The sequence below is a fragment of the Methylomonas montana genome (assembly GCF_030490285.1).
Taxonomy (GTDB): Bacteria; Pseudomonadota; Gammaproteobacteria; order Methylococcales; family Methylomonadaceae; genus Methylomonas; species Methylomonas montana.
The window spans coordinates 3,348,230-3,369,625 of the sequence record NZ_CP129884.1 but is presented as its reverse complement, the minus strand read 5'-3'; the positions used below and the strand labels follow the sequence as shown (position 1 = coordinate 3,369,625).

The window sequence follows — 21,396 nt, the reverse complement described above, 5'->3', positions numbered from 1 at the left end:
CCATCCCTATTTTGCTGAGGAAAACATGAGGACTTTCTCCGCCAGCGCTTGCCAGTCCGGCAAGCGTTGCAATTTATCCAATCTTTGCAAGTAGCCGCTATCCAGCGTCATTTCAAACAGCCGGTCATAGTCTTTCATAACCGAAGGTTTTAACAGGCATGCGGCGACGTGCACCGCGGTGAGCGCGTTGACGCCGTCGTAATCGCTGTCGCCGGGATTGTTTTGTAGCAGTATGGCTTCAATGATGCGCGGTGGAATTTTCCATAGGCTCAACACATAAGCCGCGGCTTCCGAGCGGGTGAAGCCAAAAATAGCCGTTTCTAGCTCGGGAATCGGGGTGTCGGTATTTTTCACCCTATCCATCAAGGTCTTGAGTTTATCGCCGCCACTTGACAGGAAAATCAACAGGCCCATATTGTGCAACAGTCCTCCTAGGTAAGCTTGGTCGGGGCGATCTCCTTGCTGATTTTCCGATAAGGCAATCAAGCGCGCCAGTTCGGCGACACGGCCGGCGTCCTGCCATAGATATTCCATATAGCGTTGCATTTCCGGGTTGCTGACCGGGAATGCCGTTTTGACATGCACCGACAATACCAGATTATTGAGTTTTTTCAGGCCGATCAAATTGATGGCGTCGGTCAGGCTGGAAACCACCCGATTCAAACCGAAATAAGGCGAGTTGACCAGCTGTAGCAATTTGGCGGACAGCACCATGTCGCGGGCAAAAATGTCGGCGATATCGCGGCTGGTAGTGTTTTCATTGGTCATCGCCGCATTCAGTTCTTGATAGATTTTCGGCAGACTAGGCAGTTGGTTGGCGTCGCCCACCTCTGCGGCGATGCGCGGGTTGCTGACACAGGCCTGGATTTTGAAAATCTGGGAAATCGCCTCGCGTAGCATTTCGGCGCTACAAGGTTTACTGAGATACTGGTGGGCAACTTCCAGGCCGCTTTTCAGCGAGTCTTCGTTGGCGTAACCGCTAAGTATCATTCGTACCGCGCCAGGATATTGTTCGCTGACGCGTTTTAACAGTTCGTCGCCACACATCGCAGGCATCATCATATCGCTGACGATTAAGTCTATCGGCTGTTGCGCCATGATTTCCAAAGCTTCGGCACCGCTACAGGCAAAAAACAATTGCCACTGATCGCGATAGGGGCGCAGTTGGCGCTGAATGCCGCTGATTACATTTTCGGTGTCGTCTACAAAGAGGATATGCTTTTTGGCTGTCATGGCTCAATCCTGTTGTTCGAGACGAACGGGTAATTGGATATGAAAGGTGGTGCCGGTCTCGGCACTGGATTCGAAGAACAATTTGCCGTGATGCTTTTCCACCACGATGTTATGCGACAGGCTCAAGCCCTGGCCGGTGCCTTTACCGACCGGTTTGGTCGTGAAAAACAGGTTGAACACTTTCTCTTGTATCGCTTTGGGAATGCCGGCGCCATTGTCCTGGATCAGGATTTCGATCATGTTGTCCAGTTTGCGGGTGACAATCCGAATCAGCCCCATGCCGGCCTGCTTTTCTTCGATGGCATGGGTGGCGTTGATGATCAGATTCAGAAATACCTGATTCAGATCATTGGCGTAGCATTCGATATTGCCGATATCGGCGGCAAAATCGGTTTCGATATTGGCGATATATTTATAGCTGTTGCGGGTGATGGTCAACGCACTGTTCAGCGCATCGTTCAGATCGATGGTTTGTTTACTCAGGCTGGCTTCGACATGCGAGAAGGTTTTCATGGCCTTGACGATTTCGGCGACTCGTTCCACACCTTCCTTGGCTTGGCGGATGGCTTGAGGGCTGTCCTCCAGGATAAACGGCAAATCGTATTGATCTGCCAGCGCTTGTAATTGCAGTTTTAAATGATCGTCACCCAGCGCGAACAAGGCTTGTTGGTAGGTGGCAATGTCGGCGAAGTAACCGGATAAGGCCGACAGATTGTCGCCTATGTATTGAATGGGCGTGTTGATTTCGTGAGCGACGCCCGAAGCCAGTTGACCGATGGCTTCTAGTTTTTGCGCCTGATGGAGTTGGGTTTGCAGGGTTTTGGTTTCGCTGATGTCGTCAATGACTCCAGAGAACAACATCTTGCCGTCGATCTGCATCGGATTGACTCTCAACAAGGCCGGGAAAACCGCGCCGTTTTTACGCATGGCCTCCACCTCGCGGCGTTGCCCGAGTATTTGTGGATTTCGAGAGTCGCGATAACGTTGCAAATAGCCGTCATGCTGCGCGGCGACTGCTGGCGGCATCAGACGATTGATGTTTTTGCCGATGATGTCGCCGGCTCGATAGCCGAAAATCTGCTCCGCTGCCTGATTGAAACTCATGACAGTTCCGGCCTCGTCTATGCTGATAATCGCACTGGCGGCCGTATCCAAAATGGTGTTGAGCTGGGTGGTCCGAGTTTGTAAGACGTCCATTTTTTTCTTGAGCTGATTAGCCGTTGTACCGATAAGACTACCGAATAGAGCCAGCACTAGCGGTGCGGTCCAGAGGATGAACAGATCGTAATGTACGCTATGCAGGGCGAGGATGTTGTCCCAGGAGAGAGTTTGATTTTCGTGGAGCAGCATGAACAACACTGTGCTGACGGGAAATAATAGACCGAACAGCGCTGCCAGCAGGGTGGGTAAACTAAACGGATAGCGCAGTAAAAACGTGGTCATCACTGGAGGCACAGTTGAAAAGTCAAAACACCAATTTTAGTTAAGCCTGAACAGTTTTGTGAAATTCAGTATCCGTTTTTTCCTTCCCATGGCTGGATAAATAGTTAGCGAACTCAATCCGTGGAATTGTCGGCGGATTTTAACCCTAGGTAGTGCTGGCGTGGCGTCGTTGACAAGGTTCAACCCAACTGATAGCTTTGTGCTTTGGCACTCGTTAATGTGGAGTGCTAACGAACATTGAAGGTGTTGACGTGGCAGGCGGACAGGACTTAAACGAAAGATCGCTTTATTTATTAAAAAACTTGGTGGAGCGTTACATTCAAGACGGCCAGCCGGTTGGTTCGCGACTGTTGTCGAAAGACCCGAATTTGAAATTGAGTCCGGCCAGCATTCGTAACGTGATGGCCGATTTGGAGGAAATGGGGCTGATACATTCGCCGCATACCTCGGCTGGACGAGTACCGACGGTGAGCGGCTATCGTTTGTTTGTCGACAGCTTGTTGACGGTCAAGCCCCTAGGGTCCAATGAAATGGATCAACTGCAAAGCAGTTTGCAAGGGCAGGCCGACAAGGCCAGTGATTTACTGAGCAAGGCGTCCAAGTTGCTGTCGGATGTCACTAAAATGGCCGGGGTGGTGACGCTGCCTCGCCGCGAAACCGTGACTTTGCGGCAAATAGAATTTTTGCCGATGTCCAATACCAGAGTGTTGGTGATTTTCGTCACCGATGGCGAGGAAGTCCATAACAAAATTATCCATACCCATAAACCGTTCAGCCCGGCGGAGTTGCAGCAAGCCGCCAATTATTTGAACTCGGTCTACGCCGGCCGCAGTTTGGCGAAAATTCGCGATCTGGTGGTTAAGGACATGGAACAGGATCAGCGCCAGGTCAACCAAGGCATGATAGACGCCGTCAACATGGCGCAACTCACCTTCGCCCACCAGCCCAACGACGATTACGTGCTGAGCGGCGAAACCAATTTAATGGGATTTTCGGAATTGTCGGATATGGAGCGCCTGAAACAACTATTCGAAGCCTTTAGCCAAAAACGTGGCGTGATCCATCTGCTGGACCAATGCTTGCAAGCTGATGGCGTACAGATTTTTATCGGCGAAGAGTCCGGTTACAGCGCCTTTGATCATTGCAGTCTGGTGACGTCACCCTATTCGGTGAATGACGAAGTGGTTGGCGTGTTGGGCGTGATCGGCCCGACTCGGATGGCTTACGAGAAAGTGATTCCGTTTGTGGATGTGACGGCAAAATTATTGGGCGCAGCCTTGAATCCCAAATAAATGGCCCTATCGTTAGGCCAACCTAAAAAATTTAGAACCATGGAGACAATATGAGCCATCAGCAATCGAGCCACGAACAACAAACGGATAGCGAATTGATCGCCGAAGTGTTGGAACAAACCAAGCAGACAATTTCGGAAGAGCAAGCCGGCGAAACTGTCGAAGATAAGACAGAAGTTAGCGTGGAACTCTTGCAACAGCAATTGGAACAGGCCCAGCAACAAGCCGCCGCTAATTTGGATAAAGCCATCCGCACACAGGCGGAAATGGAAAATCTGAAAAAACGCGTGCAAAAAGATCTGGATGACGAGCGTAAATATGGCTTGGCTAAATTCGCCAAGGAATTGTTAAGCGTGCTCGACAGCCTGGAACTGGGCATACAAGCCGCGACTGGCGATAGCCCGGAAGTGGTGAAACTGCGCGAAGGCAGTGAATTGACCATCAAGCAATTCGAATCGGTATTCGCCAAATTCAACATCGAAACCATTGATCCGCTCGGTCAACCGTTCAACCCGGAATTTCATCAGGCCATGGTGATGCAGCCTAGTGAGACCGCCGAACCCAATTCGGTGTTGAACGTATTCCAAAAAGGTTATGTATTAAACGGTCGTTTGTTGCGTCCGGCTATGGTCGTGGTCGCCAAAGCGGTCGATAAACCCGCCGATAGTGCAAAAATTGATGAGCAGGCTTGAAATTAAAACGATCAACCGCATATCGCTAACAACTTTAACTTATACCAATTCAAGTCTGGAGAAATTCAATGGCTAAAATGATCGGAATCGATTTAGGAACCACCAACTCCTGCGTGGCCGTGCTGGAAAACGGCACTGCGCGGGTCATCGAAAACAGCGAAGGCGCCCGCACCACGCCATCCATCATCGCCTTCACCGGCGACAACGAAGTCTTGGTCGGCCAGTCCGCCAAGCGTCAGGCGGTTACCAACCCAGAAAACACCTTGTTTGCGATCAAACGTTTGATCGGCCGCCGCTTTAAAGAAGATGCGGTACAAAAAGACATCAAAATGGTGCCTTACAAAATTATGGAAGCCAACAACGGCGATGCCTGGGTGGAATGCCATGGTAAAAAAATGGCTCCGCCTGAAGTGTCTTCCCGCGTGTTGATGAAGCTGAAAAAAGACGCCGAAGCCTTTTTGGGTGAAGAAGTCACCGAAGCGGTTATCACCGTACCGGCCTATTTCAATGACTCGCAACGTCAGGCCACCAAAGATGCCGGCCGTATCGCCGGTTTGGACGTCAAACGTATCATCAACGAGCCGACTGCGGCGGCGTTGGCGTTTGGCATGGACAAACCGAAAGGCGACACCACCATCGCGGTTTATGACCTGGGTGGCGGTACATTCGATATTTCCATCATCGAAATTGCCGAAATCGAAGGCGAGCATCAATTCGAAGTACTGGCCACCAATGGCGATACCTTCCTGGGCGGCGAAGACTTTGACTTGCGTATCATCGACTTCCTGGCCGGCGAATTTAAACGCGACAGCGGCATTGATTTGCACAACGATCCATTGGCCTTGCAACGTCTGAAAGAAGCGGCCGAAAAAGCCAAAATCGAATTGTCGTCCGCCGAGCAAACCGACATCAATCTGCCTTACATCACGGCCGATGCTTCAGGGCCGAAACATTTGAACGTCAAACTGACTCGCGCCAAATTGGAGTCGCTGGTTGATGAACTGATCGAAAGAACCAAAGGCCCTTGCTTGCAAGCGATTAAAGACGCCGGTATTTCTACGGCCAAAATCAACGACGTGATCCTGGTAGGCGGCCAAACCCGGATGCCGAAAGTACAAGCTTTCGTAAAAAGCCTGTTCGACAAAGAGCCGCGTAAAGACGTTAACCCGGACGAAGCTGTCGCGTTGGGTGCGGCGATTCAGGCTGGCGTATTGGGTGGCGACGTCAAAGACGTGTTGTTGCTGGACGTCACTCCGCTGTCACTGGGTATCGAAACCCTGGGCGGCGTGATGACCAAGCTGATCGAGAAAAACACCACGATTCCGACCAATGCGTCGCAAACATTCTCGACTGCAGACGACAATCAAACTGCCGTGACCGTGCATGTATTGCAAGGCGAACGTGAAGTGGCTTCTGGCAATAAATCGCTGGGCCGTTTTGACTTGCAAGACATTCCGCCGGCACCGCGTGGTATTCCGCAAATCGAAGTTTCGTTCGATATCGATGCCAACGGTATCTTGAATGTATCGGCAAAAGACAAAGCCACCGGCAAGAAACAATCCATCGTGATTAAAGCTTCCAGCGGTTTGTCGGACGAGGAAGTCGAACGCATGGTCAGGGATGCCGAGTTGCATGCCGACGAAGACCGGAAACTGAAAGAACTGGTTTCGGCGCGTAACTCCGCTGAAGGCATGATCCACGCCACTGAAAAATCCGTAAAAGAACTAGGCGAACAAGTATCCGGTGACGAAAAATCGGCGATTGAATCTGCCATTAAGGATTTGCATGCGGTGCTGAAAGGCGACGATAAAGACGCTATTGAAGCTAAAACCCATGCCTTGACCGAGTTGTCCGGCAAGTTGGCGGAGCGCGTTTATGCCCAGAAAGGTGCGGAAGGCGGCGCTGAGGCCGGTCATGCAGCAGGCGCGTCGGAAGGCGCAGCCGAGCATGACCACAACGTGGTCGATGCTGAATTTGAAGAAGTTAAGGACGATAAAAAGTAAAGACTATACCCGTTCCCCTCTCCGCTAAGGAGAGGGGTGAGGCGAAGGTGTACGCTATGCTGGTATCATCCCTCATTCCTTTAATTCAATACCTACTATAACCGCCGGTTTGCGCCGACGGTTTTCCTCGTTATGGCAAAAGAAGATTTTTACAAACTGCTGGAACTGGATCGCAACGCCAGCGAAGCCGAGATTAAGAAGAGCTATCGCAAGATGGCGATGAAATTTCATCCCGACAGAAATAAGGATAATCCGGAGGAAGCTGAGAAAAAATTCAAGCTGATCAAGGAAGCTTACGAAATTTTATCCGACCCTAAAAAGCGTGCGGCTTACGACCAGTTTGGCCATGCCGGCGTCGATTCTTCCATGGGCGGTGGTCGCGGCGGTTTTAGCGGCGCGGAGAATTTCAGCGATATTTTCGGCGATGTGTTCGGCGATATTTTTGGTGGCGGCCGTCAGCAACGCAGTAGCGTGCAACGCGGCGCCGACTTGCGTTATAACTTGGAATTAACGCTGGAAGAAGCCGTTGGCGGCACCGAAGCGACTGTCAAGGTGCCGGTTTTGGTGGCTTGCGGCGAGTGTAACGGTAGTGGCGCTAAAAAAGGCAGTAGCCCGGTGACTTGCTCGACTTGTCATGGTCACGGTCAAGTCAGAATGCAGCAAGGCTTTTTCTCCGTTCAGCAAACCTGCCCGACCTGTCGCGGTACCGGCAAGCAAATTAAAGACCCTTGCCCAAAATGCTATGGCCAAGGTCGAGTGCAGGAAACCAAAACCCTGTCGGTCAAAGTACCGGCCGGCGTCGATACCGGCGATAGAATCCGTCTGGCCGGCGAAGGCGAAGCCGGCGTGAATGGCGGGCCGTCCGGCGATTTATATGTTCAGGTACAGGTCAAGGATCATCCAATCTTCACCCGCGATGGTGCCAATTTGTATTGCGAAGTGCCGATCAGTTTCGCGATGGCTTGTTTGGGCGGCGAGTTGGAAGTGCCGACCCTGGACGGCAAGGTAATGTTAAAAATTCCGCCGGAAACCCAAACCGGCAGGATGTTCCGTTTGCGTGGTAAAGGCGTCAAGCCGGTCAGAGGCGGCTTGGTGGGCGATTTGTTGTGCAAGGTGCAACTGGAAACCCCGGTGCATCTGACCAAGGAGCAAAAAGCCATGATCGAAAAGCTGGGCGAATCCTTGTCTGGCGGCGGCAAGCATCATAGCCCGCAAGAGCATGGCTGGATGGATGGCGTCAAAAGTTTCTTCGATAAATTAACAGGATAAGCCATGGTTCGTGTCGCTGTAGTAGGCGCTTCCGGGCGCATGGGTTTGTGTTTGCTCAAGGCCGCGCTGGCGGCGGAAAACGCCGAGTTGACGGTAGCGGTTTCTCGACCGGAAAGCCTGGCGATAGGCAAGGATGCCGGCGAATTGGCGGGCTTGGCCGCGGCCGGTATCACAGTCGGCGACGACTTGGCGGCGCTTACCGATCGGTTTGATGTGTTGATCGACTTTACCCGTCCGGATGCCTCGATGAACTACATCGATATTTGCCGGCAAGCCGGTAAAAAAGTAGTGATCGGTACCACCGGTTACAACGATGCGCAGAAAGCGGCGATTGCCGAGGCCGCCAAGGGTGTGGCGATCGTCATCGCGCCAAACTTTAGCGTCGGCGTCAATCTGTCCTTAAAGTTGTTGGAAATGACCGCCAAGGTGATGGGCGATTACACTGACATCGAAGTCATCGAAGCCCATCACCGGCACAAGGTCGATGCGCCGTCCGGTACCGCGTTGCGGATGGGCGAAGTGGTGGCGGCGGCCTTGGGGCGCGATCTGAAAGATTGCGCCATCTATGGCCGGGAAGGCGATACCGGCGCCCGTGACCGTAAAACCATCGGTTTTTCCACCATTCGGGCCGGCGATATCGTCGGTGAACATACCGTGATGTTCGCCGACGAAGGCGAGCGGGTGGAAATTACTCACAAGGCCAGCAGCCGCATGACCTTTGCCAACGGCGCGGTACGTGCCGCCGTCTGGCTGGCCGACAAACACCAAGGCATGTTTGATATGCAGGATGTGTTGGGTTTAAAAAATTAGCCCTTCGAGCGGGCCGGCAGCCGGATTATTATGCTGCCGGCCCAATCAAATCAGACCTTGCTTATATTCTTAACGGCGTGACTTCGCCAGTCAGTTTATAATGCCGATAATCCGCTATGACCTGAGCATGATCGAAAGCCAGCAAGCTTGGCAAATCGTCGAAGCCGAATAAACCGCAGTTTTTAGCATCGTCGGCTGCCAGCGGCGTACCGTGGGCTTGAGCCAGATAAACGGCGGTGACGGTGTGATTGCGTGGATCGCGTTGTGGGTTGGAATAAAGGCCCAGCAAAACGGTTAGCTGCACATCCAGGCCGGTTTCTTCCTTGGCTTCGCGTATCGCCGCCTGCTCGATCGTTTCGCCGATGTCGACAAAACCGCCGGGCACCGCCCAGCCGTACGGCGGATATTTTCGCTCTATCAACACGAAAGGGTGCTGCGGATGATCGATCAATTCGATCAGAATATCGGCGGCGACTAAGGGCGTGATTGGTTTTGCCATGGTGATCCTAATTAATGGTGGGTTTTAGAGCATTGAAAATACTAAATTTAAACATGTTTTCAAGTGCTGCTGGAATTCGCGCTGCATTTTTCCTCGATCCATTAAGTATGAATTAATCTGCTTTTCATATCATCCCGCCGGTTTTAAGCCAGGCTGCTATTTTTTATGCATTGCTTTTTAAAGTCGAATTACATTTCCAAGACATAAATACATGAATGAGTTTATCCCCGGCCAACGCTGGATTAGCAACACCGAATCAGAACTCGGTTTGGGTATGATTATTGAGGCGGAATTCAACCGCGTCACCGTCCTGTTTTTAGCCACCGGCGATAGACGTGTTTACGCCAAGGATAACGCACCGTTGACCCGCGTTCAGTTTGCCGAGGGCGATGTAATCGAATCGGCTGATTACGCCAAGATTACCGTGCAGCAGATTCAGCAGCATGCGGGCCTGTTAACCTACATCGGCATGGACGAGGATGGTCAGCTGCAACAAATCGACGAGATGGAGCTTAACCATCACATCCAGTTCAACAAGCCGCAAGATCGTTTATTTACCGGCCAATTCGACCCGACTGCTTGGTTTTTGCTGCGTTACGAGACTTGGCGGCGCCAGCAACAACACCAGCAAGCTGCCACCAAGGGTCTGCAAGGCGCGCGGGCCGCACTGATTCCGCATCAGCTTTACATCGCTCATCAAGCTGCCAGTCGCGCGCTGCCGCGCATTATGTTGGCCGACGAAGTGGGCTTGGGCAAAACTATAGAAGCGGGTTTGATCATTCAGCATCGTTTGATCAATGGTCTCAGCAAGCGCGTGTTGATTCTGGTGCCGGAAAGTCTGTTGCATCAGTGGTTGGTGGAAATGCTGCGCCGGTTTAACCTGCGGTTTAGCATTTTCGACGAAAGCCGCTGCTTTGCCAGTCCCGATGAAAATCCGTTTCTAAGCGAGCAATTGGTGCTTTGCAGTCAGCGTTTCTTTGCCGATTCCCCGCATCGCCAGCAACAAGCGCTGGATGCCGGTTGGGACTTGGTGGTGGTCGACGAAGCGCATCATCTGGAATGGAGTGAGGCAGCGCCCAGCGCCGATTATGTATTCGTCGAGCAATTAGCTTTGGCATCTCCCGGCCTGATTTTGTTGACCGCTACGCCAGAACAGTTGGGTAAGGAAAGCCATTTCGCGCGTTTGCGCTTGCTCGATCCCGATCGTTTCTATAGGTTCGAGCAATTCTTGTTGGAAGAAAGCCGGTTCGAACCGGTGGCCAGACTCGCCAATCTGCTGATTTCCGGTGAGCCGCTGGATGTCGAGCAGCAAGGCCAGCTGAAAAATTTGTTAAAGCAGGATAATGTCGACAGCCTATTGCAGCAGGTGAATGATACCGAAAAGAATGCTCGGGAAGAATTGATCAAACTGCTGCTCGATCATCACGGTACCGGCCGGATTTTGTTTAGAAATTCCCGGCAAACCGTGCAAGGTTTCCCCGATCGACAACGTCACGCTTATCCATTGCAGGGTGAGAGTGGCGCCGATTTAGCCAACAGTCCTTATCTCGATTGGTTGGTCGCGAAGTTAAAGGCCCTGGGTGACGAAAAAGCCCTGTTAATCTGTAAGCGCGCGGAAACCGCGATCCAACTGGAGCAATTATTGCGGCAGTATGTCGGCCATGCCGCCGCGGTGTTTCACGAAGGCATGAGCATCGTCGAGCGCGATCGGGCCGCTGCGTTTTTTGCCGACGAAGAGAGTCGGGCGCAGGTGCTGATCTGTTCCGAGATCGGTAGCGAAGGCCGCAATTTTCAATTCGTCCGCCATTTGATTTTATTTGATCTGCCGGAAAACCCTGATCTGCTGCAACAGCGTATCGGCCGTCTGGATCGGATCGGTCAGAAACATGTGATACAAATACACATTCCTTATCTGCTCGATAGCGCTCAGCACGTGCTATATCGCTGGTATGACGAAGGCTTGGACGCATTCCGCCACAATTGCTCCGGCGCCGCGCAAGTACTGAAATTACTGGGCGACGAGCTGAGTAGCGCGCTAGGCAGCCGTGATCCGGGCGCAGTCGAGGCCTTGATCGCCAAGACCCAAGTGCTAAACAGCCAGGTTGAGGAAGAACTGCATAAAGGCCGCGATTTGTTGCTGGAACTCAATTCCTGCCGGCCGCAAGAGGCCGCGTATCTGGTGGAAGAGATCCGCGCCGGCGAGCACGATGGCAGTCTTTGGCCGTTCATGGAAGCCATGTTCGATTGTTATGGCGTCGATGTCGAGGATCACTCGCGCGACTGCCATATTCTCTGGCCTAGCGAAAATCTGCGCATCGCCCATTTTCCAATGCTACAGGATGACGGTTTGACGGTAACGATCAACCGCGACATTGCCTTGGCTAGAGAAGACATGCAGTTTCTGACCGCTGAACATCCAATGGTGTTGTCTGCGATGGATTTGGTGTTATCCAGCGAAACCGGCAATGCCGCGGTCAGCGTCGTTAAACATCCGCAGCTCAAGGCCGGACAATTCCTGTTGGAGTTGCTGTTTGTCGCGGAATGCAGCGCGCCTGCGGAGTTGCAGATCGGCCGGTTTTTACCGCATACGCCGCTGCGGATTTTGGTCGATCAGCATAAAAAAGATCTAACGGCTATTATTAGCCACGATAGTCTGGTCGAAACCGGCGACAGTTTCGATAAAGCGCAAATCAGTCAGTTTTTGAACAGCCAGCGCCAGCATATTCAGGACATGATTAAAGTTGCCGAACAGCTGGCCGGTGGCCAAATGCAGGCTTTGATTGCCGAAAGCGGCAATCGGATGATTGCAACCTTAACCGGCGAAATCAAACGGCTGGTCCGCTTGAAAAAGATCAATCCCGGTATCAAGGAGCAGGAAGTCGAACAGCTCAAGGAAATGACCATGTTGTCGCACGAAAGCATACAGGAGACGCAGTTGCGCCTGGATGCGGTGCGCTTCGTGATTACCAGCTAGTTTCAAATGGTTTTGATAAAGACTGTCGAATTATCCAGCTCTATGCATTCGAACATCACGTCGTCGATAGAGCCAGCGATATGATCGACATAATGCAGGCCGCATTCGGATTCGTTGTGTTGATGCTTGAGAATACCGTGTACGCTGAAGGAGGTGCCCGATTCCGGCAGAGTCATGGTGATTTTGATGTGGCCGATGATGTTTGAATCGATAGGCTGTTTGAGTTTGACTCTAATACCCGTATAACTGATGTCTACTATATCGGCTTCTAGCGTTATTTCCTGGTCGGCTGAATTGAACATCACACCGGCTTGTAAGCCTTTGGGTTTCAGCCGGGGGTAATTGCGTTTTTCCATATTCATGGGGATCGTCTCCGCGAAAGTAGAACTTGCCTGTTAGAGTTGTCATTCTAGCCATAAAGTTTGTTTTTGCCGATTTTTCGCATGAAAATCAGGCTATTTTTTATATTCACGCCCCGGTCACTGGGCGTCATACGTAATAGGTTAATGAATGTTATTTTCAGAATTAGGTTTGTCCGAGCAACTTCTTCAAGCCGTTGCCGAGCAGGGCTATCAAACGCCTACGCCGATTCAGGCGCAGGCGATACCCGTGATTCTTCAGGGTAGGGATGTGTTGGCCGGGGCGCAGACCGGTACCGGCAAGACCGCCGGTTTTACTTTGCCGCTATTGCAGTTGTTGCAAGGACAAGCCATCCCGCAAAAACCGCGTCCGGTCCGGGTGTTGATCCTGACGCCGACCAGGGAACTGGCGATGCAGGTTTACGAAAGCGTCAGAACCTACGGTAAACATTTACCGTTTTTTGCCGAAGCCATTTTCGGCGGCGTCAGCATCAATCCGCAAATTCAGAAAATCCAGCGTGGCACCGATATCGTGGTTGCTACGCCGGGCCGCTTGTTGGATTTGATTCACCAGCAGCATCTGGATTTGTCCAAGGTCGAACATTTTGTGCTCGATGAAGCCGACCGGATGCTGGACATGGGCTTTATTCGCGATATTCGCAAAATCATCGCTTTGTTGCCTAGCAAACGCCAGAATTTATTGTTTTCGGCGACTTATGCGCCGGAAATTAGCGCGCTGGCCGAACAAATACTGAATGATCCTGTAGAAATCGCTGTCGCCAAGCGCAACGCCGCCGCCGATACCGTCTCCCAGTTGGTATATGGCATTCAGCGCGAATATAAGCGCGAATTGTTGTCCTATCTGATCGGCAACGGCCATTGGCAGCAAGTGCTGGTGTTTGTCCGCACCAAACACGGCGCCGACCGTTTATCCAAACAGTTGATCAAGGACGGTATCCGTTGCGCGGCTTTGCACGGCGACAAAAGTCAAGGTGCTAGGGTGCGGGCTTTGGAAGACTTCAAAAACGGCACCATTACCGCCTTGATTGCTACCGACATCGCCGCGCGGGGCCTGGACATCGACCAATTGCCGCATGTAGTGAACTTCGATTTGCCGCAAGTCGCGGAAGATTACGTGCATAGAATCGGCCGTACCGGCCGTGCCGGCGCCGAAGGGCAGGCGATTTCGTTGGTCGATCCGGAAGAGGCGTATTTATTAGCCGCCATCGAAAAGCTGTTGAAACGGCAGATTCCGCGAGTCGAGGATACCGGTTATCCAAGCGTGTCGCTGGAAGTCACTAATAGCAAGCCACCGGCTAAGCCAAAAACTTCGCAACCGAGCAAGCCGGGCAGGAGGCCGCAAACCGGCCGGCCAGGAGAGCCAGGCAAGCGCGCGGCGCCGTCCCGCAAGCCGCGCCAGCCCAGTCGCTAAGCCTCCGCTGCGAATAGATGAATGGCCAGCCAGACGGTTTCCGTGTCCGGGCTGGTCCAGTCAACCCGGTGTTTGCAGTGGGCGGGAATCAGCAAATAATCGCCGGGATTCAACTCAATTGAGTCTGCATTGGTGAATGCCAGACGCGCTCTGCCTTGCAGCAACAGTACCCACTCGTCTTGGTTTTGATCATACCAATCGTGCTCGGCGCTGCAATGCCCCTTTGAAACGATGCGCTCGATGCGAACATTAGGCTTGGTCAACAACGTTTGGCATAATTCCTCTGGCAACTCAGTTGGAATGTCTGTAAAAATGCACGAACTGCTGATTTTCATAAAAGCGGGCACATAATAAAAATTGGGGGAGGGGATTGAAATGAATAATACGTCTTTTACGTCGTTAATGGGGATGGCGATCGATAAACTGCCGGGACTGATGCAGTTATCCCAGCGCACCTGTAATGCAGCTAAATGTGTGGATTTTTTGGCGCCGCTGTTGCTGCGCTTGTATTTGGCGCCAGTGTTCTGGATGGCTGGCACTAAAAAGTTTGCCAGTTTTTCTACTACCGCCGAGTGGTTTGGAAACGCAGAATGGGGCTTGGGACTGCCGGCACCTTACGTCCTGGTATTTTTGGTGGGCTTATTTGAGGTTGTCGGCGCGCTGTTTTTATTATTCGGTTTTGCCACTCGGCCGATTACCGTGCCTTTGATGGGCATCATGGCCGTGGCGGCCGTCACCGCGCATCTCAAAAACGGTTGGTTGGCCATTGCTACCGGTAGCGGTATTTTCGCCACCGAGCGGACGATAGGGGCAATAGAACGCTTGGAGCGCGCCAAGGAAATGTTGCAGACCCAGGGCGATTATCAATGGCTGACCGAGAATGGCGACTTGGTGATTTTGAACAACGGCATCGAATTTGCCGCCACCTATTTCGTGATGCTGTTGGCCCTATTTTTCCTGGGAGCCGGCCGCTTCGTCAGCGCGGACTATTGGTTGGCTCGCAAATACATGCTTGAACCAACACCCAGGGTCTGACCACTACAGCCCAGACTATACTGTCATCGGCGATCCAGTTGCCGGCTTGTTGGTCGGAGACATGACCAATCTTGCCGGCATTCAACCATTGCTCGACCTGAATTTTGTTGTCCCGCGAAAACTGGTAGGCCACTTCGATCAGATCCAGGTCATCGGCCACCGAAATCGCCAGCCCGGCCGCAAAAAAACGTTGCAACTCGGTCCAGGGAATCGACGAAGTTTCCAGATTCACCTTGGCTTTTTCCAGCTCGGGGAGCGCGTCGTTCATTAACATTTTCCGGTTGTTATGGGATGTTGTAGTATGCCCGGTTATTTTATCGCAACCCGGTTTATAAAACAGAAGTGAGGATCATCCATGTCGCTATTGAGTTCATTTAAAAAGCGTTCGACCCTGGACGCGGCGATCAAGCAAGTTGCCCAGGCCCGTAAAAGCGAAGCGGGTAAGGCTGAACAACTCTACAAGGGGGCCTATCAGGGCTTTGCCAGCGTGATCGCCGACCATCTGATCGTCTCCGAAGCACTGTATCACTGGGGGTTTGCGCTATTGCACGAAGCAAGAACGCAGCAGGGACAGCAGGCGATTGAGATTTATGAAGATGCGATTTCTAAATTTTCATTTTGCTTATTGACCGCGCCACATTATCTGGGCGCGGCAATCGATGGCGGCGTTGCGTTCATGGAACTGGCGCGTATCAGTTCGGAAGTAGCCAAGCCGGAACTCTACCATCTGGCGGAAGAGTTTTTCGAAAAAGCCTGTGGGATTCAAAAAGGCAGTGCGGCTTATAATCTGGCTTGTGTTTACGCGCTACGCGGCGATGGCGATGCCTGTCTGGCGGCTCTGCAAACCGCCAAGGAATACGGCAGTTTGCCCGATGAACAAAATATCCTGCAAGACGAAGACATGGCCGGTGTCATTGATGCGCAATGGTTCAAGGACTTTCTGGAGCAGGCGCGGATCAAATCCGCGCCGGAAAAAATCAAGGATGTGAGCATCGACGTAGAACCGCGCTTCAAGCTGGAAAAGAAAGAAGACTTCGATTACTACTCCTGAGCCGGATAGCAGGCATTCAGAATGGCCCGCAGTTTCTCCAATCCCAATTGGCGGGTCAATTCGATATTACGATCCGGGATGCCGGCCGGGTCGGGATGACTGGCCACGGCGCGTTCGATGCTTTCTTCGCGTATCAGGTGCAGCATCGGGTAGGGTGAGCGGTTGGTATAATTGCCGGGATCGTTTTCGGCGGTTTGCGCAAAGCAATAATCGGGATGAAAACTGGCTAATTGATAAATGCCCTCATAGCCTTGATCGATCAGCAATTGTTCGGCAATCGCCAGCAAGTCCAGAAAATCCTCAAAATCGGCAAAGTTCTCGGCGAAAATCAGCAAGCTGGTTTCGGTGTCGGGATCGGAATCGAGATGCACGCATTCGGCAATCACCGTTTCCAGGCTAGTCTCGAAGCTGTTGCCAGGCACGACTCGGTAGCGGATGCTGTTTCTTTCATGTTCGCGGCGGGCAAACGGGCAGATGTTGTAAGCAATCACAAAGGAGCTTAGCCAGGCTTGGGTGGCGGCAATAATCTGTTGGTCGGTCATGGTGTATCGTTAAAAATGATGAAAAAAACTAAAAAAACGCTGTGGCTGTTGCTGTTGCTGTTGTTGCCAGCTTTGCTGCGCGCGGAAGTTTATCAATGGACAGATCAGCAAGGCCGCCGCCATTATTCCGATCGCGGTCATGAACAGGCCAAAGTCTTAAACATCGATTCCGGCATTGCCTACTATGAAGTGGAAAAAGTTTTCGACGGCGATACTATCTTACTCAGTAACGGCCAGAAAGTACGTTTTCTGGGCATCAATACGCCCGAGGTGGCCGGCCGCAATAAATCTGCCGAAGCCGGTGGCGAGCAAGCCAAGGCTTGGCTGAAAGACAAGCTGGAGCATAAAAAAGTTTTCCTGCAAGGCGATGTGGAAAAGCAGGACAAATATCAGCGTAGCTTGGTGTATGTGTTTACCGAAAACAAGGAGCACATCAATCTGGAGCTGGTGAAACGCGGCTTGGCCTTCGTGAATATCTACCCGCCCAATCTGAAATATGTCGACGACTTACTGGCGGCGCAACAAAAAGCCGAACAAGCCAAACTGGGTTTGTGGGCTTATCGGGATTATGCGCCGTTGGCTTTTACGGCGTTGGATGAAACAAATTACCATGGCTGGAAGCGGCTGACCGGTCGGATTCGAGCGGTTAAACAAACCGCCAAGCACGGCTATTTGCAATTTTCCGACAAAGTGTCGATTTCCGTGGAGCCGACATCCTCAGCGCTGTTTCCGGGCTTGGAAACCTATGTGGGCAAACAGGTGGAAGTTCGCGGCTGGATCAGGCGCTCGAAAGACCATTTTTTCTTGCTGGTGAGGCATCCGGCAGACATCGTTCTGCGCTGATGCCCCTGAGATCACTGTTTGCGGAAAAACCGGTGAGTGGGTGTTGGGTAAAGCACAGTTTTTATAAATTGTTTAACGCCGCCAACGCGCTAACATAATCCGGCTCGTCGGCTATTTCGCCGACTAATTGGCTGTAGACGACTTTGTCGTTTTCGTCGATGACCACAACGGCACGCGCAGTCAGTCCGGCCAGGATGCTGTCCAGCAGTTCGACGCCGTAGTCGTGGGCGAAACTGGAGCGGAACGTCGATAATGGGACTACATGCTTGATGCCTTCAATTTCACAAAAACGGACTTGCGCGAAGGGCAGGTCGGCGGAAACCACCAGCACCACGGTATTATCCAGGTGTGCGGCTTTTTCGTTGAATTTGCGGGTCGAGGTGGCGCAGGTTGGCGTATCCAGGCTAGGGACGATATTCAACACTTTACGTTTGCCGGCGAAGTCCGCCAAGCCGACGTCCTGCATCTTGCGATTGGTCAATTGAAAATCCGGCGCGGCCGAGCCGACAGCGGGTAAATCGCCAATCGTGTTGATCGGTTTGCCTTGGAAAGTGATGGTTGCCATGGGAATGCTCCAGGTATCGTGATTGAGACGAAAGATGACGTTTCAGCGTTGCTCTTTCGTCTTGAGTAGCTATTTTTTCCGTTTGCTAAAGTCGATCAAACGTTTGCGCTTTTTGACTTGGCGATCGGTTAACGGGTTTTTCTGGCCGTGAAACGGGTTTTCCGGCGATTTGAACACCAAGCGTACCGGCGTGCCTTTTAGTTGCAGCTGGTCGCGGAAATAATTCATCAGATAACGTTTGTAGGCACCGGGCAATGAGTCGGTCTGGGTGCCGTGTATTACCACTACCGGCGGATTGCGGCCGCCTTGGTGGGCGTATTTAAGCTTGATCCGGCGGCCGCCGACCAGCGGTGGCTGATGCGCGGCCAGGGCGTCGGTCAATATCCGGGTCAGTAAGGGCGTAGACATATCGGTCATCGCCGAGTCATACAGGGTATGCACCACGTCAAACAGTTTACCGACACCGCTGCCATGCAAGGCCGAGATCGGGTGTTTTTCGGCGAAGTCCAGAAACGACAATTTGATTTCGATCTGCTTTTTGACGAAATCGCGGTGTTCGGCATTGAGGCCGTCCCACTTGTTCAGGCCGATGATCAAGGCCCGGCCGGCTTCCAGCACCAAGCCCAGGATATGTGCATCCTGATCGGTGACGCCTTCGCGGGCGTCGATCAAATAAATCACCACGTGGGCTTTTTCGATGGCTTGCAGCGATTTGATGATGCTGAACTTTTCCACCGTCAATGACACCCTGGAACGGCGGCGCATGCCGGCGGTATCGATCAAGGTGAATTTCTGGCCGTTGCGTTCGAACGGAATATAGATACTGTCGCGGGTGGTGCCGGCTTCGTCGAATACCACGACCCGTTCTTCGCCAAGCAGGCGGTTAACCAAGGTCGATTTGCCGACATTCGGCCGGCCGACGATGGCAATGGCGATACCCGGATCTTGTTCTTCGAATTCATCCTCTATCGCCGGCAGCAGGTCGTCGATACGATCCAGTAAGTCGTGGACATTGCGGCCGTGAGTGGCGGCGATACCGATGGGTTCGCCCAGCGCCAGACTATAAAAATCGTTGGTAACGGTGTTGCTGTCGATGCCGTCGACTTTATTCACCACCAGCACTACCGGTTTGCCGAGCTTGCGTAGCATGTCGGCAATCGCTTCGTCGGTGGCATTGAGGCCGTCGCGGGCATCGACCATGAAAAATACTACGTCGGCTTCTTGCAAGGCGATTTCCACCTGCTTTTTTGCGAAGACGTCGATGCCTTCCTGGTCGTCGGTGATACCGCCGGTATCGACGACCAGACAGTCGCGTTCGCCGCGTTTGACGCGGCCGTATTGGCGGTCGCGGGTCAGGCCGGGATAATCGGCGACTAATGCCTCGCGGCTACGAGTCAGGTAATTAAACAGTGTGGATTTGCCGACGTTGGGGCGGCCCACTAGGGCGATAACGGGTAACATAGATTTATTTTACTCTCAAGGCGGCCAAGGTGCCGTCTTTGGCGTATATGTAAACAGTGTCGTCCACGACTACCGGCTTGGCTTCTATCGCCGCCTGACTGATCTGAATCCGGCCTAACTGGCGGCCGTCGCTATTGGATAGCCAATGCACATAGCCTTCGAAATCGCCGACGACGACATAATTTTGATAGGCAATCGCGGCGGTCAAGCCGCGGTTATGCAGGTCTTTTTGCTTCCACAACGAGGCGCCGCTGCGTTGATCGAGTTGCCACACATCGCCTTGGGTATCGCTGACGTAAAGATAACGATAATCCAGGCTCAGGCCAGTATAGGATGACACAGCCTCGTTGCGCCATAACACGTCGCCGTCTACTTCGGATACTGAGGAAGCGCCGCCGGTGAAGCTGGCTATGTAAATGGCACCGCGCGCCGCCACCGGATCGACATCCAGATCGACCAGGCGTTCGACTTCGGAACGACCGCTGGGGATGGCGATGGTGGCTTCCCAGATGGCCTTGCCGTCTTTCAGTTGCAGCGCTTGCAGCTTGCCGTTCGCCGAGCCGGCGATCACATTGTCGTCGATGATGATCGGGGCGCCGGTGCCGCGGATGCTCAGGGCCGGCACGCTATGTTCGAAGGTCCAGAGTTGCGCGCCGTTATCTTCTTTCAGGCCGATGATCTTGCCGTCGGTGGTGCGAACGATGATGATGCCGCGGCTGACCACGGGGGCAGCCATCACTTCGCTGGACACGTCGGTTTTCCAGCGTTGTTCGCCACTGCCTTTATCGAATCCCACGACTTCGCCGGCACTAGTACCCATGACCACAGTATGCAAACCCAGGCCGGGGCCGGCCGAGAAGCTGTAATCGGTGTTATTTTCCCAGGTCAGACTGCCATTGCCGGCGCCGCGCGCTTGCAGATGGCCCTTGTTGTCGCCGGCGTAGATGGTGCCTTCCGCGACTGCCGGGGTCAGTTTTAGATATTTTTCGCCGGCGCCGTTACCGACCGATTCCTTCCAGACGACATCCAATTGCACTTCGGGCGTATATTCCTGCAAGGCGGCGGGCGGATCGGCATTGTCGTCGTCGCCCATGATATATTCCGTTATGCCCGAGACGAAATCACGTCCGGCATCCAGTCCCGCGCAAGCTGTCAGCATGGGCAGACAGCTGAGAAGGATTGAAAGCGAGCGGTATCTGATGTTCCTGTTCAACATGTTAAAGCGAGTATCCGATCGAATGTGCTTAATGGCCGGTAGCCGGAGCCGGTGCTGCTACGTCGTCCAGTTTGAACTGAGTCAGCGGCGTGGCTTGGCCGGTTCTGATCGCGCTTTGGTAAGCGCTACGGGCTTCGTCCAATCTATCCAATGCGACGTATAGGTCGCCTTGCAATTCGTCGTAGCTGGCCGAGAAGCCTTCGGATTTGGCCGGATCGACTTCGGCGATCAGCTGCAAGCCTTTTTCGTATTGAGCGGTTGCCAGCATCAGTTGAATCAGGCGCAGACGGGCGACGTGTCTGAGTTCGTCGCTGTCGGTGCTCTTGATTTCGTTTTCCAGGATGGCTTTGGCGCCTTCCAGGTCGCCTTTTTGCGCCTTGGTTTTAGCCAGTTGCAAACCTGCATAATTGGCGTAAGCGGTACCCGGATATTCGATAGGTAAACGTTCCGCCAGCTTTTCGGTGGATTCGCCATTGTCCTTGGCTGCGCTTTCCAATAATTGTTGGAACATTTGCGAGGCTTGGTTGCGTTTTTCCAGCTGGTGGTTTTGCCAGAGATTCCAGCCGCTGACCAACACTATTGCGGTGACGACGCCGGCGATCAATGAAGTTTGATTGGCTTCCCACCATTTTTTCAACTGTTCCAGCTGTTCTTCTTCGGTATCGTAAATTGCCACG

The 21,396-nt window shown here is 52.7% G+C and carries 21 protein-coding genes; 10 read left to right on the top strand and 11 right to left on the bottom strand.

Annotated features, from left to right (window positions below; translation table 11 throughout):
- Positions 1-6: 6 nt before the first annotated feature.
- Together QZJ86_RS15500 and QZJ86_RS15495 are read right to left on the bottom strand one after the other, a co-directional pair.
- On the bottom strand, positions 7-1,233 hold the full coding sequence (locus QZJ86_RS15500; RefSeq protein ID WP_301671372.1) for a response regulator: 1,227 nt from the start codon (positions 1,231-1,233) through the stop codon (positions 7-9).
- 3 nt (positions 1,234-1,236) lie between these two features.
- Positions 1,237-2,676, bottom strand: coding sequence for a two-component system sensor histidine kinase NtrB (locus tag QZJ86_RS15495; RefSeq protein WP_301671371.1), 1,440 nt, complete (start codon positions 2,674-2,676; stop codon positions 1,237-1,239).
- A 251-nt stretch (positions 2,677-2,927) separates the two neighbouring features.
- Between QZJ86_RS15495 and hrcA the strand changes: the two genes are divergently transcribed.
- From hrcA to dapB, 5 genes are all read left to right on the top strand, one after another.
- Positions 2,928-3,968: a heat-inducible transcriptional repressor HrcA gene (gene hrcA, locus QZJ86_RS15490; protein WP_301939003.1), complete on the top strand. Its 1,041-nt coding sequence runs from the start codon at positions 2,928-2,930 to the stop codon at positions 3,966-3,968.
- A 50-nt stretch (positions 3,969-4,018) separates the two neighbouring features.
- Positions 4,019-4,660, top strand: coding sequence for a nucleotide exchange factor GrpE (gene grpE, locus QZJ86_RS15485; RefSeq protein ID WP_301671370.1), 642 nt, complete (start codon positions 4,019-4,021; stop codon positions 4,658-4,660).
- Positions 4,661-4,728: 68 nt separating this feature from the next.
- Entirely contained in the window at positions 4,729-6,663 is a 1,935-nt protein-coding gene (gene dnaK, locus QZJ86_RS15480; protein ID WP_301671369.1) for a molecular chaperone DnaK, read from the top strand.
- Between the two features lie 132 nt (positions 6,664-6,795).
- On the top strand, positions 6,796-7,932 hold the full coding sequence (gene dnaJ, locus QZJ86_RS15475; protein WP_301671367.1) for a molecular chaperone DnaJ: 1,137 nt from the start codon (positions 6,796-6,798) through the stop codon (positions 7,930-7,932).
- Between the two features lie 3 nt (positions 7,933-7,935).
- Positions 7,936-8,742, top strand: a complete 807-nt coding sequence (gene dapB / locus QZJ86_RS15470) for a 4-hydroxy-tetrahydrodipicolinate reductase (RefSeq protein ID WP_301671366.1) — start codon at positions 7,936-7,938, stop codon at positions 8,740-8,742.
- 61 nt (positions 8,743-8,803) lie between these two features.
- On the opposite strand, the gene QZJ86_RS15465 is transcribed toward dapB, so the two are convergent.
- Complete coding sequence (locus QZJ86_RS15465) at positions 8,804-9,241, bottom strand: NUDIX hydrolase (RefSeq protein ID WP_301671365.1); 438 nt, start codon at positions 9,239-9,241, stop codon at positions 8,804-8,806.
- Positions 9,242-9,452: 211 nt separating this feature from the next.
- On the opposite strand from QZJ86_RS15465, the gene rapA reads away from it, so the two are divergent.
- Complete coding sequence (rapA, locus tag QZJ86_RS15460) at positions 9,453-12,215, top strand: RNA polymerase-associated protein RapA (protein WP_301671364.1); 2,763 nt, start codon at positions 9,453-9,455, stop codon at positions 12,213-12,215.
- A gap of 2 nt (positions 12,216-12,217) precedes the next feature.
- Here rapA and QZJ86_RS15455 read toward each other — a convergent pair whose 3' ends face one another.
- Positions 12,218-12,577: a PilZ domain-containing protein gene (locus QZJ86_RS15455; protein WP_301671363.1), complete on the bottom strand. Its 360-nt coding sequence runs from the start codon at positions 12,575-12,577 to the stop codon at positions 12,218-12,220.
- Positions 12,578-12,725: 148 nt separating this feature from the next.
- Here QZJ86_RS15455 and QZJ86_RS15450 point away from each other — a divergent pair, with 148 nt between their 5' ends.
- Positions 12,726-14,006 carry a DEAD/DEAH box helicase gene (locus tag QZJ86_RS15450; RefSeq protein ID WP_301671362.1) on the top strand — a complete coding sequence of 427 codons (1,281 nt, stop codon included), beginning with the start codon at positions 12,726-12,728 and terminating at the stop codon, positions 14,004-14,006.
- On the opposite strand, the gene QZJ86_RS15445 is transcribed toward QZJ86_RS15450, so the two are convergent.
- On the bottom strand, positions 14,003-14,341 hold the full coding sequence (locus QZJ86_RS15445; RefSeq protein WP_301671361.1) for a cupin domain-containing protein: 339 nt from the start codon (positions 14,339-14,341) through the stop codon (positions 14,003-14,005). The two genes, QZJ86_RS15450 and QZJ86_RS15445, sit on opposite strands and share 4 nt — an antisense overlap.
- 40 nt (positions 14,342-14,381) lie before the next feature.
- Here QZJ86_RS15445 and QZJ86_RS15440 point away from each other — a divergent pair, with 40 nt between their 5' ends.
- Positions 14,382-15,041 carry an HvfX family Cu-binding RiPP maturation protein gene (locus QZJ86_RS15440; protein ID WP_301671360.1) on the top strand — a complete coding sequence of 220 codons (660 nt, stop codon included), beginning with the start codon at positions 14,382-14,384 and terminating at the stop codon, positions 15,039-15,041.
- On the opposite strand, the gene QZJ86_RS15435 is transcribed toward QZJ86_RS15440, so the two are convergent.
- Positions 14,983-15,309, bottom strand: coding sequence for a DUF2288 domain-containing protein (locus tag QZJ86_RS15435; RefSeq protein WP_301671359.1), 327 nt, complete (start codon positions 15,307-15,309; stop codon positions 14,983-14,985). The two genes, QZJ86_RS15440 and QZJ86_RS15435, sit on opposite strands and share 59 nt — an antisense overlap.
- An 87-nt stretch (positions 15,310-15,396) precedes the next feature.
- On the opposite strand from QZJ86_RS15435, the gene QZJ86_RS15430 reads away from it, so the two are divergent.
- Positions 15,397-16,092 carry a TPR end-of-group domain-containing protein gene (locus tag QZJ86_RS15430; RefSeq protein WP_301671358.1) on the top strand — a complete coding sequence of 232 codons (696 nt, stop codon included), beginning with the start codon at positions 15,397-15,399 and terminating at the stop codon, positions 16,090-16,092.
- Here the strand turns inward: QZJ86_RS15430 and QZJ86_RS15425 are convergent.
- Complete coding sequence (locus QZJ86_RS15425; RefSeq protein WP_301671357.1) at positions 16,083-16,634, bottom strand: DUF1415 domain-containing protein; 552 nt, start codon at positions 16,632-16,634, stop codon at positions 16,083-16,085. The two genes, QZJ86_RS15430 and QZJ86_RS15425, sit on opposite strands and share 10 nt — an antisense overlap.
- A gap of 15 nt (positions 16,635-16,649) precedes the next feature.
- Here QZJ86_RS15425 and QZJ86_RS15420 point away from each other — a divergent pair, with 15 nt between their 5' ends.
- Positions 16,650-17,477 carry a thermonuclease family protein gene (locus QZJ86_RS15420; RefSeq protein WP_301671355.1) on the top strand — a complete coding sequence of 276 codons (828 nt, stop codon included), beginning with the start codon at positions 16,650-16,652 and terminating at the stop codon, positions 17,475-17,477.
- Positions 17,478-17,538: 61 nt separating this feature from the next.
- Here QZJ86_RS15420 and tpx read toward each other — a convergent pair whose 3' ends face one another.
- The 4 genes from tpx to QZJ86_RS15400 form a co-directional block, all read right to left on the bottom strand.
- Positions 17,539-18,042, bottom strand: coding sequence for a thiol peroxidase (gene tpx, locus QZJ86_RS15415; RefSeq protein ID WP_301671354.1), 504 nt, complete (start codon positions 18,040-18,042; stop codon positions 17,539-17,541).
- A gap of 69 nt (positions 18,043-18,111) precedes the next feature.
- Complete coding sequence (der, locus tag QZJ86_RS15410; protein ID WP_301671353.1) at positions 18,112-19,503, bottom strand: ribosome biogenesis GTPase Der; 1,392 nt, start codon at positions 19,501-19,503, stop codon at positions 18,112-18,114.
- A gap of 4 nt (positions 19,504-19,507) precedes the next feature.
- Positions 19,508-20,719: an outer membrane protein assembly factor BamB gene (gene bamB / locus QZJ86_RS15405; RefSeq protein ID WP_301671352.1), complete on the bottom strand. Its 1,212-nt coding sequence runs from the start codon at positions 20,717-20,719 to the stop codon at positions 19,508-19,510.
- Positions 20,720-20,747: 28 nt separating this feature from the next.
- Positions 20,748-21,395 (bottom strand): YfgM family protein, encoded by a 648-nt coding sequence (locus QZJ86_RS15400; RefSeq protein WP_301671351.1) that lies wholly within the window; start codon positions 21,393-21,395, stop codon positions 20,748-20,750.
- Position 21,396: the final 1 nt, after the last annotated feature.